The following is a 15,525-nucleotide window of genomic DNA, read 5'->3' as shown; positions in this document are numbered from 1 at the left end:
AGTTTAACCGTTCGCCTCAGAACCTGTTCAAAGTCTCGCGAGCTAGAGCCAGGCTAGGCAAAAACAAGCGAAGAAGCGCAGTTTACGAGCGGTAAATGAGCATTCTGAGCTTGTTTTTAACAACGCATGGCCGACGCGCAGCAGGCTTTGGGCAGGTTCACAGTCGTGCTCGACCACCACGCGCAATCCGTCATCACCGGCCTGCGCGCGCAGGCGAATCGCCGCCGGGTCCTGCAGCACGCAGTCGGCGATGGCCGGTTCCAGCTCGGTACGCACCCGTCGCGCCAGGGCACGGGCGCCATAGCGTGCATCGTGGGCGCGGCACAGCCACTCCACCGCGCCCTCCTCCAGCCACAGCGAGCGGCCCTGGCGGCCCAGGCGCTGATTGAGCTTGGTCAGCTCGATCTCCAGCAGCGCCTCCAACCAGTCGTCGTCGAGGCTCTGGAAGTCGAGGATGCGGTCGATGCGGTTGAGGAACTCCGGGTCGAAGCTGTGCGTGAGCGCCCGCTCGCGCTCGCCGGCCTCGTCGGCGCGCAGGCCCAGCCAGCTGCGCCAGCCGCGGGCGAAGCGCTCGCGCAGGCGCTGCACCGGTTGGGCGCCGACATTGCTGGTCATGAAGATCAGGCTGTTGCGGAAATCCAGGGTACGGCTGCCGGCAGTCAGGGTCAGGCGGCCGTTCTCCAGCACGCCGAGCAGGCTGCGCAGCACCTCGGGGCTGGCCTTCTCCAGCTCGTCGAACAGCACGATGCCGGGGCGGCCGAAAGTGCCGGCGATGGCCTCGGCATCGAACAGCGTGGTGCCCTCCTTGCTGCCGACATAGCCCGGCGGCGCGCCGGTCAGCGCGGCGGCGTAGTGCTCCTGGGCCAGGGTGTGCATGTCGATACGGCAGAAGGCGTCGGCGCGACCATGAATGGCCTGGGCCAGCAGGCGCACCACCTCGGTCTTGCCGACACCGGTGGGGCCCATGAACAGGTTGACCGACAGCGGCCGCTCGCGCTCGCCGATGTCGGCCTTGACCACCTTGAGCAGCGCCTCGACCTGCTCCAACACCGCATCCTGGCCGACGATGCGCTCGCGCAGCAAAGCCATGACCTTGCCCGGCTCGAACAGGAAGCGCGATTGCAGGGTGGCCGGCGCCGCCTCGGCCAGGCGCTGGCGGTTGTGTTCGAGCAGGTCGTTGGCGAAGGGCATGGCTCAGCCTGCGACCTTTTCCTTGCCGGGGTGCGGCAGCTCGCCCACCGGGCAGTCGGCCACGCCGATGGTCGAGCGGGTCAGCTTCTCCACGTCCTCCTGGGCCTTCTGCGCATCCAGCACCCAGGTGCGGTAGAACTCGAACGGGCAGTCGGCCACGCCCTTGTCGCCGTCGCCGGAGTTGTACACGCCGGTGTAGCCACGGTGCAGCAGCTTGAACAAGTGGTTCTGCGACTGGTCGTTGGCCCGTGCGTCGCGGATCTGCGACACCGACAGCTGGGCGTACTGGATGCCCATCTCTTCCTCGCCGCACTCGCCGAGGGTGCGGCCGTCGAAGCCGATCAACGCGGAGTGGCCGAAGTAGCTGTACACGCCGTCAAAGCCGGTGGCGTTGGCCACCGCCACGTAGCAGTTATTGGCCCAGGCCATGGTCTTGGCCATCAGCACCTGCTGGTCCTTGGCCGGGTACATGTAGCCCTGGCAGCGCACGATCAGCTCGGCGCCCTTCATCGCACAGTCGCGCCAGATTTCCGGGTAGTTGCCGTCGTCGCAGATGATCAGGCTGATCTTCATGCCCTTGGGGCCTTCGGAGACATAGGTGCGGTCGCCCGGATACCAGCCCTCGATCGGGCACCAGGGGATGCACTTGCGGTACTTCTGCACGATCTCGCCCTGGTCGTTGATCAGGATGAGGGTGTTGTACGGCGCCTTGTGCGGGTGCTCCTCGTGGCGCTCGCCGGTGAGCGAGAAGATGCCCCAGGTCTTCGCCTCGCGGCAGGCGGCGGAGAAGATCGCGGTCTCCTCGCCAGGCACCGTGGCGGCGGTGGCCATCATCTCGTCCTTGTCGTACATGATGCCCATGGTGCTGTACTCGGGGAACACCACCAGGTCCATGCCTGGCAGGCCGAGCTTCATGCCCTTGATCATCTCGGCGATCTTGCGCGCGTTGTCGAGCACTTCGGCCTTGCTGTGCAGGCGCGGCATCTTGTAGTTGACGACGGCGACGCCGACGGTATCGGGGCTGCTGGAAATATCGCCGTGACGCATGACGGAACTCCTGTGTTGAGGCTGGAAACTAGTGGCTGATCATCCACGGCCGCGCCGAGGGGCTGGCCTTGAGACCGTGGGGGTTGGCCTTGGTCCGCTCGACCGGCTTGCTCGGGCCGCAGCAGCTGCAGCCGGCCGGGTGCTTGCGGTTGGCCTTGTACTCTTCGAGGGTCTGCGGCGCGTGGCGCGAGCGCTCATTGGTCTCATGCACACGGCGCTGGCTACCGGGCATGGTGGCCAGGCCCGGAGCGCTGAGGATCACCCGCTCGCTGGCGGTCTCGCAGTAGGGGCAGGCGCAGGGCGTGTCGCGCTCGGCCATCGGTCGCAGCACGGTGAAGTCGCCGCACTGCGGGCAGTCGTATTCGTAGATCGGCATATCGACCTCCTGGGAAGCGGAGCGCACGGCGCACGCGGCGCCGTGCGCGGATGCATCACTTGTCGTAGGCGATGGGCATGTCGATGCTGCCGTCCAGGTACTTGGTCGGGCCGCTCGCGCTGGGGTTGATGTCGAACTCGAAGATGTCGGTCGGCAGCCACAGGGTGGCGCAGGCGTTGGGGATGTCGACCACGCCGCTGATGTGCCCCTGCACCGGCGCCGAGCCGAGCAGCGAGTAGCCCTGGGCCGGCGAGTAGCCGAACTTGGTCAGGTAGTTGATGGCGTTGAGGCAGGCCTGCTGGTAGGCCAGGTTCACGTCCAGGTAGTGCTGCTTGCCGGCGTCGTCGACCGAGATGCCTTCGAAGATCAGGAAGTTGTTGTAGGTCGGCACGATCGGGCTGGGTTTGAAGATCGGGTTCTTGATGCCGTACTTGGCCATGCCGCCCTTGATCAACTCGACCTTCATGTGCACCCAGCCGGCCATCTCGATGGCGCCGCAGAAGGTGATCTCGCCGTCGCCCTGGCTGAAGTGCAGGTCGCCCACCGACAGGCCGGCGCCGTCGACATAGACCGGGAAGAAGATCTTCGAGCCGCGCGACAGGTCCTTGATGTCGCAGTTGCCGCCATGCTCACGCGGCGGCACGGTGCGCGCGCCGGTGGCGGCGGCCATGTCGCGTGCGGCACCGGTCATCTTGCCCATGTGCGCGGTGCTGGCGAACGGCGGGTTGGCCAGCGGCGGCACGCGGGTCGGGTTGGTGTCGATCAGTTCCTGCTCGCGGCGGTTCCACTCGGCGAGCATCTTGGGGTCCGGCAGGCAGCCGATCAGGCCGGGGTGGATCAAACCGGCGAAGCGCACGCCGGGGATGTGCCGGCTCTTGGTGAACATGCCCTCGAAGTCCCAGATCGACTTCTGCGCGGACGGGAAGTAATCGGTGAGGAAGCCGCCGCCGTTGTTCTTCGAGAAGAAGCCGTTGAAGCCCCACTGCGACTCGGCCTTGGCGCCGATATCGAGCAGCTCGACGACCAGCAGGTCGCCCGGCTGGGCGCCATGCACACCCACCGGGCCGGACAGGTAGTGCACGGTGGACAGGTCGACGTCGCGCACGTCGCTGGCGTCGTCGTCGTTCTTGATCGCGCCGCCGGTCCAGTCATAGGTTTCCAGGATGAAGTCGTCGCCCGGCTTGACCCAGCAGGCCATCGGGATGTCCGGGTGCCAGCGGTTGTGGACTTGTTCGTTCTCGGTGGCGGCCTGGTTGAGGTCGACCTTGATCAGGGTGTCGGTCATGGCAGTGCTCCTGGGACCTGTGGTGGGTGCCTGGCGCATTGATGCGCCGGGGTACGGTGGCCAGTCTCGGGGAGCGCAGCGAGAGCGAAAATACGTTGGATGACGTATGCGTGGCGCCAGCAACGGCGCGGCTTGCGGCGGCTTTGTGCAGACACGAAAAAGCGGCCGGCGCATGGAGAACACGCCGGCCGTAAACAGGTGAAGCGTTGCCCTCCCCCGGCCGGGAGAGGATTTGAAATCACACCGAGAGGTAGCGGCTGATGGTCGCCTCGTCGACCTTGTCGCGCGCCTCCTCGATGACGAACTTGCCCTTCTCGATGACCAGGAAGCGGTCGGCGATTTCCATGGTGAAGGACAGCACCTGCTCGGAGACGATGATGGTCAGGTCACGCAGGTTGCGGATCTCCTTCAAGGTGCGGGCGATGTCCTTGATGATCGACGGCTGGATGCCCTCGGTCGGCTCGTCGAGCAGCAGCACCTTGGGGTTGGTGGCCAGCGCGCGGGCGATGGCCAGCTGTTGCTGCTGGCCGCCGGAGAGGTTGCCGCCCTTGCGGTGGCGCATCTCCTGCAGCACCGGGAACAGCGCGTAGAGGTCGTCCGGCACCTTGCCCTTGGCCGACGCCGGCAGGCCGGTCTGGATGTTCTCCAGCACGGTCATGCTGGGGAAGATCATCCGCCCCTGCGGCACGTAGGCGATGCCGGCCTCGACGCGCTGGTGGGTCTCCAGTTTGGAGATGTCCTGGCCGTCGACGCTGATCTGCCCGCCCCACTGCGGCAGCACGCCCATCAGGCTCTTGAACAGGGTGGTCTTGCCCATGCCGTTGCGGCCCATCACCGCGACGATTTCCTTCTTCGCCACGTCGAGGTTGAGTTCGTGGAGGATCTGGCTCTGGCCGTAGCCGGAGACGAGGTTGTTGATCTGGAACATGCTGGACTCCTTGACCCGGGGCTCAGTGCCCCAGGTACACCTCGATGACCTTGGGATTGCTCTGCACCGCGTCCATGCTGCCCTCGGCCAGCACCTTGCCCTGGTGCAGCACGGTGACCTTGTGCGCGATGCTCTTGACGAACTCCATGTCGTGCTCGATGACCAGCACCGAGCGGCCCTGGCTGATGCGTTTGAGCAGCTCGGCGGTGGCCACCCGCTCACTGACGCTCATGCCGGCCACCGGCTCGTCGAGCATCAGCAACTGCGGGTCCTGCATCAGCAGCATGCCGATCTCCAGCCACTGCTTCTGGCCATGCGAGAGCAGGTCGGCCTGCATGTGCAGGTGCTCGCCGAGCATGATCTCGGTCGCCACCTGCTCGACCCGCTCGATCACCGCCTGCGAGCGCTTGAAGAACAGAGCGCCGAACACCTTGCGCCCGGCCGGGTAGGACATTTCCAGGTTCTCGAACACCGTGAGGTTCTCGTAGATCGACGGGTTCTGGAACTTGCGCCCGACGCCGGCGCGGACGATGTCGAACTCACGCATCTTGGTCAGCTCGCGGTTCTCGAACTGGATGCTGCCGGCGGTGGCCTTGGTCTTGCCGCAGATCAGGTCGAGCACCGTGGTCTTGCCGGCGCCGTTGGGGCCGATGACCACGCGCACCTCGTTGCGGTCGATGTACAGGTTGAGGTCGTCGACCGCCTTGAAGCCGTCAAAGGACACGGTCAGGCCCTCGATGGCCAGCACCGGTTTGGGCATCTGGAAGCCAGCGGGATTGGGGCTCATGGGGTGGTCTCCAGTTCGGGAGTGGGTGCGGCCTTGGCGACCGGTTTGGCCACCGGCTCGGTCTTCACCGGCGCCTTGGCCTTCGGCTTGAGGCGCGCCAGCCAGCGTTTGCCGTGGCTGTCCCACAGGCCGGCGAGGCCGTTGGGGAAGTACATGACCACGGCAATGAACAGGCCGCCCATCAGGTACAGCCACAGCTCGGGGAAGCTCTCGGAGAAGTAGGTCTTGCCGAAGTTGACCAGCAGCGCGCCGTACACCGCGCCGAGCAGCGACAGGCGCCCGCCGACGGCGGCGAAGATGACCATCTCGATCGACGGCACGATGCCGACGAAGCTCGGCGACATGAAGCCGACCTGCAGGGTGAACATCGCCCCGCCGATGGCGGCGAAGGCGGCGCCGACGCAGAACACGAAGATCTTGAAGCTGGCCACGTCGTAGCCGGAGAAGCGCACGCGTTCCTCCTTGTCGCGCATGGCCAGCAGCAGGCGACCGAGCTTCGAGGCGATGATGAAGCGCGCCAGCAGGATGCAGCCGAACAGCAGGAAGGCGCTGACGAAGTACAGGATCAGCTTGGCCTCGTCGGTGCGGATGTCCCAGCCCATCAGGGTCTTCAGGTCGGTGATGCCGTTGACCCCGCCGGTGTAGCCCTGCTGGCCGATGATCAGCACGGTGAGGATCAGCGCGATGGCCTGGGTGACGATGGAGAAGTACACGTCACCGACGCGGCGCTTGAACATGGTCAGGCCGATCACCAGGGCCAGCAGCACCGGCACCGCGATCACCGCCAGCACGGTGAAACCGAAGCTGTGGAACGGCTGCCAGAGCATCGGCAGCTCAGTGATCTGGTTCCAGTCCATGAAGTCCGGGATGCCGGGTGTGGACTGGATCTTGGTGCTTTCCGGGTCGGATGCCTCGAGCTTGAGGAACATCGCCATGCAGTAGCCGCCAAGGCCGAAGAAGATGCCCTGGCCGAGGCTGAGGATGCCGCCGTAGCCCCAGCACAGCACCAGGCCGACGGCGACGAAGGCGTAGGTCAGGTACTTGCCGACCATGTTCAGGCGGAAGGCGTCGAGCAGCAGCGGGAACACCACCAGGATCAGCACGGCGAGCACCGCCATGCCGATGGCGCCCTGCTTGCCGCCCAGGAGTTTGTCGAGAGTCGGGTTCATGGGCGGCTCCTCACTTACGAACCTTGATGGAGAACAGGCCCTGCGGGCGCATCATCAGAATCAGGATCACCGCCGACAGGGTCAGCACCTTGGCCATCGAGCCGCTCATGAAGAACTCCATGATCGACTGGGCCTGGGCGATGGAGAACGCCGAGGCGATGGTGCCGAACAGGCTGGCCGCGCCACCGAAGACCACCACCAGGAAGGTGTCGACGATGTACAGCGAACCGGCAGTCGGGCCGGTGGAACCTATGGTGGTGAAGGCCGCGCCAGCCACGCCGGCCACGCCACAGCCGAGGGCGAAGGTCATGCGGTCGACGCGTTTGGTGTTGATGCCCACCGCGCGGCTCATCACCCGGTTCTGCATGGTGGCGCGCACCTGCAGGCCCCAGCGCGAGCGGTACAGCATCAGGAAGATGGTCGCGGTGAGGAGGATGGTCAGGCCCATGACGAACAGGCCGTTACGCGGGATGTCGATGGTCTCGGTAGGGTTCCACGAACCCATCAGCCACTCCGGCAGGGTGGCGCTGACCTCGCGCGCACCGAAGATCGAGCGAAACGCCTGCTGCATCACCAGGGACAGACCCCAGGTGGCCAGCAGGGTATCCAGCGGACGCTGGTACAGCTTGCTGATCATCGCCCACTCCACCAGCCAGCCGATGGCGCCGGCGATGAGGAAGGACAGGGCGATGGCGAAGAAGAAGTAATAGGGCCCGAAGGCCGGGGCGTACTGTTCGGTCAGCGAGGACACCACGAAGGTGGTGTAGGCGCCGATGGTGAGGAACTCGCCGTGGGCCATGTTGATCACGCCCATCTGGCCGAAGATGATCGCCAGCCCCAGAGCCATCAGCAGCAGGACGCAGAACACGGACAAGCCGTTGAAGCCCTGCATGGCCGCGATGGCACCAAATTCCGATAGCCATTCCATGTTGATGGTCTCCTGGCGGAAGAATGCGGGAGCCCCTCCCCCGCTGGGCGGGAGAGGGGTTCGGTTGGCTTACTGGTAGCCTTTCGGGAAGGGGTTCGGCTCGATCAGACCGGACTCGTAGACCACCTTGAACTGACCGTCTTTCTGCACTTGGCCGATGCGGGTCTTGCTCCACAGGTGATGGTTGTCGTGCACCTTCACGTAGCTTTCCGGCGCGCTGTTGAGCTCGATGCCCGGCGAGGCGGCGGCGACCTTGTCGACGTCGAAGCTGCCGGCCTTCTCGACGGCGGCCTTCCACAGCCACGGGCCGAGGTAGGCAGCCTGGGTCACGTCACCGATGACCGCGTCCTTGCCGTACTTGGCCTTGAAGGCCTCGACGAAGGCGGCGTTGTTCGGGTTGTCCAGGCTCTGGAAGTACTTCATGGAGGCGTAGAAGCCTTCCATGTTCTCGCCGCCGATGCCGAGCAGTTCGTCCTCGGTGACCGACAGGGTCAGCACGTTCTGCTTGGCGGCGGTGACGCCGGCGGCCTTCATCTGCTTGTAGAAGGCGACGTTGGAGCCACCGACCACGGCGGTGAACACCACGTCAGGCTTCTTCAGCTTGACCTTGTTGATCAGCGAGCCGAACTGGGTGTTGCCCAGCGGGTAGTACTCCTCGCCCACCACCTTGCCGCCGAGCACGTTCTCGATGTGCTTGCGGGCGATCTTCATCGAGGTACGCGGCCAGATGTAGTCGGAGCCGATCAGGTAGAAGGTCTTGGCGCCCTTCTCCTTGGCGATCCAGTCGAGGCCGGCGAGGATCTGCTGGGTCGCTTCCTGGCCGGTGTAGATGACGTTCTTCGACTGCTCCAGGCCCTCGTAGAAGGTCGGGTAGTAGAGCAGGCCGTTTTCCTTCTCGAACACCGGCAGCACGGCCTTGCGCGAGGCCGAGGTCCAGCAGCCGAACACGGCGGCGACCTTGTCGCCCACCAGCAGCTTCTTGGCCTTCTCGGCGAAGGTCGGCCAGTCGGAGGCGCCGTCTTCCTGGATTACCTTGATCTGCCGGCCGAGGATGCCGCCGGAGGCGTTGATCTGTTCGATGGCCAGGCGCTCGGCCTGGATCGAGCCGGTTTCCGAGATGGCCATGGTGCCGGTGGCCGAGTGCAGCTGGCCGACGGTCACTTCAGTGTCGGTCACGGCCAGGCCGGTGGTGTTGGCGCTGTCAGCCATGACGCCCTGGCTGAACACGCTGGCGGCCAGCAGCGAGAGCGCGGCGGCGCCCAGCGCCAGCCGGCGGGGTAGAAGTCGGGTCGGTTGTGCATCCATCGTCGTGCTCCTCGTGCGGTTGGGTCGTTGCCGGCCTGTCTGCGCAGGTCTGCTCCGGGTTCGCCGCAAGAATGCGGGCGCCCCTCCCGCCGGGGTATACGCAGCATGACGTAAGCGCATACGTCATCTGACGTACAGCGCCGCAGCACCAGCATGGTGCACTCTCGGGCCCGAGCAGGAAGCCAGACAGAAGCCCGGGCGCGTCAGCGCGGGCGCGAGAGCCGGGGCATGGAAGTTGCTATTTCCCCGGTGCCCTCCCCCGTTCAGGAGCGATTCCGTGCAACCCACCGGTACCCAGCGCATCGTCAAGATCCGCCGCGACTACAACAGCTGGGTCGCCGACGAGACCATGGAGGACTACGCCCTGCGCTTCACCCCGCGGGCGTTCCGCAAGTGGTCGGAGCTGCGCATCGCCAACACCGCCCTGGGCGCCGTGTCGTTCCTCGCTCTGGAGGCCATCGGCGGCGCCCTGGCGCTGTCCTACGGCTTCACCAACACCCTGTGGGCGATCCTCGCGGTGAGCCTGGTGATCTTCCTCACCGGCCTGCCGATCAGCTACTACGCGGCGCGCTACGGCGTGGACATGGACCTGCTGACCCGCGGCGCCGGCTTTGGCTACATCGGCTCGACCATCACCTCGCTGATCTACGCCAGCTTCACCTTCCTGTTCTTCGCCCTGGAAGCGGCGATCATGGCCCTGGCCCTGGAGCTGTACTTCGACATCCCGCTGGCGCTGGCCTACGTGATCTGTTCGGTGATCATCATTCCCCTGGTGGCCTATGGCATCACCCTGATCAACCGCCTGCAGACCTGGACCCAGCCGGTGTGGCTGGTGCTGCTGTTCCTGCCCTACATCTTCGTCATCGCCAAGAACCCCGAGGCGATCGGCGACTGGACCAGCTTCGCCGGGCGCGAGGGCGAGGCCGGCAGCTTCAACCTGCTGCACTTCGGCGCCGCCTGCACCGTGGCCCTGGCCCTGGTCACGCAGATCGGCGAGCAGGTCGACTACCTGCGCTTCCTGCCGGAGAAGACCGCGCACAACCGCAAGCGCTGGTGGGCCGCGCTGCTCATGGCCGGGCCCGGCTGGATCATCCCCGGCGCGCTGAAGATGCTCGCCGGCGCCTTCCTCGCCTTCCTCGCCCTGCAGCACGAGATCCCCATCGAGCGCGCCGCCGAGCCGACGCAGATGTACCTGGTGGCCTTCCACTACGTATTCGCCTCGCCGCAGTGGGCACTCGGCGCCATGGTGCTGTTCGTCATCGTCAGCCAGGTGAAGATCAACCTGACCAACGCCTACGCCGGCTCCCTGGCCTGGTCCAACTTCTTCGCCCGCGTCACCCACAGCCATCCGGGGCGCGTGGTGTGGCTGGTGTTCAACGTGGCCATCGCCCTGATGCTGATGGAGCTGGGCGTGTTCGAGGCGATCGAGGAAGTGCTCGGCCTCTACGCCAACATCGCCATCGCCTGGATCGGCGCGCTGGTGGCCGACCTGGTGATCAACAAGCCGCTCGGCCTGTCGCCGCGCTACATCGAGTTCAAGCGCGCGCACCTGTACGACATCAACCCGGTCGGCGTCGGCGCCATGCTGTTCGCCTCGCTGCTCTCGGTGCTGGCCCACTTCGGCCTGTTTGGCGCCCTGGCCCAGGCCGCCTCGCCGCTGGTGGCGCTGTTCTCCGCCTTCCTCTGCGCGCCGCTGCTGGCCTGGCTCACCGGCGGACGCTTCTACATCGCCCGCACCAGCACCGCGGCGCTGATCCACCCGCCGACCGCGACCCACGCCGGCCGCTGCGGCCTGTGCAACAACGCCTTCGAGAGCGAGGACATGGCCTTCTGCCCAGCCTACAGCACGCCGATCTGCTCGTTGTGCTGCTCGCTGGACGCGCGCTGCGGCGACGCCTGCAAACCCCACGCGCGGCTGAGCCGGCAAGTCGACGCGCTGCTGCACTGGCTGCTGCCCTGGGCCAGCATCCCGCGCCTGCACAGCCGCCTGGCGCAGTACCTGGGCTTCCTCGCCCTGCTGGTGCTGATGCTGTTCGGCGCCCTGGCGCTGATCTACAGCCAGGTCTCCCACGGCCTGGTGCCGCACTCGCCGGAGGTGCAGCAGACGCTGTACCAGGCCTTCCTCAAGGCCTTCCTCACCCTCTCGCTGTTCGCCGGCATGCTCGCCTGGTGGATCGTCCTGACCCGCGAGAGCCGCCAGGTGGCGCAGCAGGAGTCGGACCGCCAAACCCTGCTGCTGATGCAGGAGATCGAGGCCCACGGCAAGACCGACGAAGCGCTGCAGAAGGCCAAGGTGCTAGCCGAGAGTGCCAACGCGGCGAAGAGCCGCTACGTCACCGGCCTGTCCCACGAGCTGCGCACGCCGCTCAACAGCATCCTCGGCTACACGCAGATCCTGCAGCGCGACGCGGCCATGCCGGAGCGCCACCACGACGCCCTGGCCACCATCTACCGCAGCGGCTCGCACCTGCTGTCGCTGATCGACGGCCTGCTCGACGTAGCCAAGATCGAGGCCGGCAAGCTGCACCTGGAGCTCTCGGAAATCGCCCTGCCCGAATTCGTCGGCCAGCTCGAGCGGATGTTTGCTCCACAGGCCGCCGAGAAGGGCCTGGCCTTCCGCCTGGAGACGGCCGGACGGATTCCTTCGGTGGTGCGCGGCGACGAGAAGCGCGTGCGGCAGATCCTGATCAACCTGCTCGGCAACGCCGTGCGCTTCACCGAGCAGGGCGAGGTGCGCCTGCGCGTCAGCTACCTGCGCGAGACCGCCTGCTTCGAGATCGTCGACACCGGTATCGGCATCGACCCGCAACAGATCGAGCGCATCTTCCAGCCCTTCGAGCGCGGCGACCTGATGCGCCAGGACAACGGCGTCGGCCTCGGCCTGACCATCACCCGCATGCTCACCGCGCTGATGGGCGGCGAGCTGTCGGTGCACAGCGAGCCGGGCAAGGGCACGCGCTTCCAGGTGCGCCTGTTCCTCTCCGAGGTGCGCGCGCCGCAGGCAGTGGTGCACGTGGCACACGACATCATCGGCTACCAGGGGCCGCGGCGCCTGGTGCTGGTGGTGGACGACCACCTGGAACACCGCCGCGTGCTGGCCGGCATGCTCGAGCCGCTGGGCTTTCGCGTCGAGCAGGCGGCCAGCGGCCAGGAGGCGATCCGCCAGGCCGCACTGCTCAGCCCCGACCTGATCCTCATGGACCTGTCGATGCCGCAGATGGACGGCTTCGAGACCAGCCGCCTGATCCGCCGCAACGCGCTGTGCCAGGCGCCGATCATCGTCATCTCGGCGAATGCCTTCGCCGACGATCGCGAACGCAGCATCGCCGCCTACTGCAATGACTACCTGGCCAAGCCGGTGCACACCCCGGCGTTGCTCGAACGCATCCAGCAGCAGCTCGACCTGCAGTGGCTGCACCGCGTCGCCGAGCCGGAGCCAGCGCAGCCGCAGGTCGAGGCGCTGCCCAGCGCCAGCGAGCTGGCCGAGCTGCGCGAGCTGGCGGCGCTCGGCTACATGCGAGGCATCCAGGACAAGCTGGACGCCATCGAGCAGCAGACGCCGGCCTGCGCCACCTTCACCAAACGCCTGCGGGCCCTGGCCAAGGGCTTCCGCCTGGATGAACTCAACCGCCAACTCAAGGAGGCCGAACATGAATGCAGCCACGCAGCTTGCTGAGCGCGGCACGGTGCTGATCGTCGACGACACGCCGGACAACCTCGCCCTGCTCTCCGACGCCCTCGACGCCCAGGGCTATATGGTGCTGGTGGCGCTGGACGGCCAGAGCGCACTGAACCGCATCCAGCGCCGGCGCCCGGACCTGATCCTGCTCGACGCGATGATGCCCGGCCTGGACGGCTTCGAGACCTGCCGCAGGATCAAGGCCGAGCCGGACAGCGCCGATATCCCGGTGCTGTTCATGACTGCGCTGACCGACAGCGAGCACGTGGTGGAAGGCTTCGCCGCCGGCGGCAGCGACTACGTGACCAAGCCGATCCACACCGACGAGGTGCTGGCGCGGGTCGCCGCCCACCTGCGCACCGCGCGCACTCTGCAGTCGGCACGCGCCGCCGCGCAGCCGGTGGACCTGACCCTGAGCAACGAGCCGACCTTCGAGACTCTCTCGGCGCGCTTCCAGCTCACCGAGCGCGAGGTGGAAGTGCTGCGCTGGGTGGCCTGCGGCAAGACCAACCGCGACATCGGCGACATCCTCGGCCTGTCGCCGCGCACGGTGAACAAGCACCTGGAGCACGTCTACGTGAAGCTCGGCGTGGAAACCCGCACCGCCGCCGCGGCGGTGGCCATCTCCGCCAGCGTGGCGCGCTAAAAACTCAGCCCTTGCCGCCCTTCTGCATCTGCCGCAGCAGCGGCGCGCACTGGCTGGGCTCGTCGCCACCACTGGGCGCCACCAGCGCCAGCAGGCCGGCCGCCGGCGCCACCGCCACGCCCAGCGCCACCAGGCCGACGCCACGCAGCGCCAGCGGTGTGGCCTGCACCCCAGCGCTGGGTTGCTTGAAGGTGCCACGCACATACAGCGGCGAGCGCAGCGAGAAGATGCGCAGGCCCTTGCTTGCCGGAGTGACATCGAAATCCAGCTTCTCGCTGGCGAAGTTGGCGCTGCCGTCGACACGGATCACCGAGTTCTCGGTATCGACCACGAACAGCCGCGTGCTCATCAGGCCCTGCTTGATGCCGAGGTCGGCGGCGGCGCAGTTGATAGTCACCTCGTCGTCGCCGAACAGCTTGCCGACCAGGTAGTTACCGACGTTGAGCCCGGCGATCTCCAGCAGGCCACGGCTCACCGCGCCATCGTTGATCAGCATCTTCAGCTCGCCGTTGGCAGTGCCGAGCAGGGCCGCCACCGAGTTGCCGGTGCCGCTCAGCTTGGCATCGCCATTCAGCGCACCGAGGCTGGTCTGCATCGGCGCGAAGGTGGGGAACAGCTGCTTCAGCTTGAGCTCGCGCGCGCTCAGGCGCACCTGGCCCTGCATCGGCGTGACGGCGCCATTCAAGCGGATCTGCGCATCCAGGCTGCCGCCGGCCATGCCGAAACGCAGCGGTTCCAGGCTGAGCTGGCCGTCATTGAGCACCACGTGGGTGTCCAGATCGTTGATCGGCAACTGCTCGGAGTGAACGATGCGCTTGCCGGTGAAGCGCACGTCGGCATCCATGCTGCGCCAGCGCTCGGTGCGGAACTGCTCCACCGGCAGCACCTTGTTCGCCGGCTGGCTGGCGGCAGCGCCACGCTCCTGCTTCTCGGCGTTGGAATCGGCACCGATCAGCGGCGCCAGGTCGGCGAACAGCAGCTGGTTGGAGGTGAGCTGGCCGGACAGCTTGGGCCGCGGCTGGCGCGCGACGAAGGTCAGGTCGCCGTGAATGTCGCTGTCGCCGATGCGGCCGTTGAAGTCCCGGTAACGGAAGCTGGCACCACCGGCATCGCGCAGGTCGGCCTGCAGGCGGCCATCGGTGGCATAGGGCGGCGTGTCCGGCAGTGTCACGCCGGTCAGCGGGTAGAGCTGGCTGAGGCTGGCACCGGCCAGGCGCAGGCGCAGGTCGAGGGCGCCCAGGCGTTGCGGATCGGTGAGGCTGCCGGCAACGCGAATGCGCGTGGCGCCCACGCGTACATCGGCCTGCAGCGGGAACGGCAGGTTGGCGCTGTGCAACGCCAGCAGGCCGCCGACCTTGCCGCTACCACTCACCGCCTGGCCCTGGAAGCGCCCCTTGGCGCGCCAGGCGAAGGCGTAGTCCTGGGCCGCTGCGTGCTCCTCGGCCAGGCGCTGGGCGGCACTTTCACCGACGATCTGGGCAAAGGGAATGGGCGCACCGAGCGGATCGATCTGCGCCTCGAGGCGGGTCTTGGAGACCTGGTCATCGAGGCTGACCACTCCCTGGTCAAAGCCGATGGTGCCAATGTCCAGAGTCCATGGGCTCGGTTCGTCAGCCGCCTCGGGTTGCTGGCTGCCGAGGTCGAAGGTCCAGTTGGCGCGGCCATCGGCCAGGCGCTGCAGGTTGGCGAACGGCGCACCGAGCTCGATGCGCGGGATGCTCACGGTCTTCCACAGCAGCGGCAGCGGCGCCAGGCGGAAGCGCACCCGGTCCAGGCTGACGAAGGTATCGCCCTCGGCCCACTCCGGATTGCCCAGCACCAGCTGCTCGGCGGCGAAGTGCGGCCACGGCAGCCAGGCACGCCAGCCACCCTCCTCCGGCTCGCGCTGCCACACCACGCTGAGGTTGCCCTCGATGGCGAACGGCCGGTTCAGCGCCGCCGAGACCTTCTCGTTGATGGTCGGTCGCAGCAGGTTCCAATCGAACAGCACGAGGAACAGCCACAACCCCGCCACCACCAGCAGCGACACGGCGAACGCCCCACTCAACCACTTGCGTAACCGCACCCTCACCTCCGGCGTACTTCATAGCTCGTTGCTGTTTCGACTGACGAAACGCGGGAATGCTCCCCAACTGGCGCACTCGAATGAAATACCCGATGCTGACCGCCCCGGATGCGGACACC

Annotated in this window: 12 protein-coding genes; 2 read left to right on the top strand and 10 right to left on the bottom strand. The window is 66.7% G+C overall.

Features of this window, described 5'->3' with window-relative positions; genetic code table 11:
- Positions 1–42: 42 nt before the first annotated feature.
- From PTT45_RS17445 to urtA, 9 genes are all read right to left on the bottom strand, one after another.
- Positions 43–1,191 carry an AAA family ATPase gene (locus tag PTT45_RS17445; protein WP_273814977.1) on the bottom strand — a complete coding sequence of 383 codons (1,149 nt, stop codon included), beginning with the start codon at positions 1,189–1,191 and terminating at the stop codon, positions 43–45.
- Between the two features lie 3 nt (positions 1,192–1,194).
- A complete protein-coding gene (locus PTT45_RS17440) occupies positions 1,195–2,238 on the bottom strand; it encodes an aliphatic amidase (protein WP_273814976.1) in 1,044 nt (347 codons plus the stop codon).
- 28 nt (positions 2,239–2,266) lie between these two features.
- Complete coding sequence (locus tag PTT45_RS17435) at positions 2,267–2,614, bottom strand: FmdB family zinc ribbon protein (protein WP_273814974.1); 348 nt, start codon at positions 2,612–2,614, stop codon at positions 2,267–2,269.
- Between the two features lie 55 nt (positions 2,615–2,669).
- On the bottom strand, positions 2,670–3,899 hold the full coding sequence (fmdA, locus tag PTT45_RS17430) for a formamidase (protein ID WP_192315330.1): 1,230 nt from the start codon (positions 3,897–3,899) through the stop codon (positions 2,670–2,672).
- Positions 3,900–4,137: 238 nt separating this feature from the next.
- On the bottom strand, positions 4,138–4,827 hold the full coding sequence (gene urtE, locus PTT45_RS17425) for an urea ABC transporter ATP-binding subunit UrtE (protein WP_192315328.1): 690 nt from the start codon (positions 4,825–4,827) through the stop codon (positions 4,138–4,140).
- Positions 4,828–4,849: 22 nt separating this feature from the next.
- Complete coding sequence (gene urtD, locus PTT45_RS17420; protein ID WP_137970933.1) at positions 4,850–5,614, bottom strand: urea ABC transporter ATP-binding protein UrtD; 765 nt, start codon at positions 5,612–5,614, stop codon at positions 4,850–4,852.
- A complete protein-coding gene (gene urtC / locus PTT45_RS17415) occupies positions 5,611–6,783 on the bottom strand; it encodes an urea ABC transporter permease subunit UrtC (protein ID WP_273814969.1) in 1,173 nt (390 codons plus the stop codon). The genes urtD and urtC overlap by 4 nt, the downstream gene beginning before the upstream one ends.
- 10 nt (positions 6,784–6,793) lie before the next feature.
- Positions 6,794–7,711 (bottom strand): urea ABC transporter permease subunit UrtB, encoded by a 918-nt coding sequence (gene urtB / locus PTT45_RS17410; RefSeq protein WP_273814967.1) that lies wholly within the window; start codon positions 7,709–7,711, stop codon positions 6,794–6,796.
- 69 nt (positions 7,712–7,780) lie between these two features.
- Positions 7,781–9,016 carry an urea ABC transporter substrate-binding protein gene (urtA, locus tag PTT45_RS17405; protein WP_043308874.1) on the bottom strand — a complete coding sequence of 412 codons (1,236 nt, stop codon included), beginning with the start codon at positions 9,014–9,016 and terminating at the stop codon, positions 7,781–7,783.
- 277 nt (positions 9,017–9,293) lie between these two features.
- Between urtA and PTT45_RS17400 the strand changes: the two genes are divergently transcribed.
- Both PTT45_RS17400 and PTT45_RS17395 read left to right on the top strand, forming a co-directional pair.
- Positions 9,294–12,692: an ATP-binding protein gene (locus PTT45_RS17400; RefSeq protein WP_273814965.1), complete on the top strand. Its 3,399-nt coding sequence runs from the start codon at positions 9,294–9,296 to the stop codon at positions 12,690–12,692.
- Entirely contained in the window at positions 12,667–13,341 is a 675-nt protein-coding gene (locus PTT45_RS17395; RefSeq protein WP_043308876.1) for a response regulator, read from the top strand. The genes PTT45_RS17400 and PTT45_RS17395 overlap by 26 nt, the downstream gene beginning before the upstream one ends.
- Before the next feature lie 4 nt (positions 13,342–13,345).
- Here the strand turns inward: PTT45_RS17395 and PTT45_RS17390 are convergent, their stop codons facing one another.
- Positions 13,346–15,388 (bottom strand): AsmA family protein, encoded by a 2,043-nt coding sequence (locus PTT45_RS17390; RefSeq protein ID WP_443218212.1) that lies wholly within the window; start codon positions 15,386–15,388, stop codon positions 13,346–13,348.
- Between the last annotated feature and the right edge of the window lie 137 nt (positions 15,389–15,525).

Origin of the sequence: Pseudomonas sp. Gutcm_11s (assembly GCF_028649395.1) — a bacterium.
Classification (GTDB): Bacteria; Pseudomonadota; Gammaproteobacteria; order Pseudomonadales; family Pseudomonadaceae; genus Aquipseudomonas.
The sequence above is the reverse complement of the archived record's forward strand: the minus strand, read 5'-3'. Positions and strand labels throughout refer to the sequence as shown.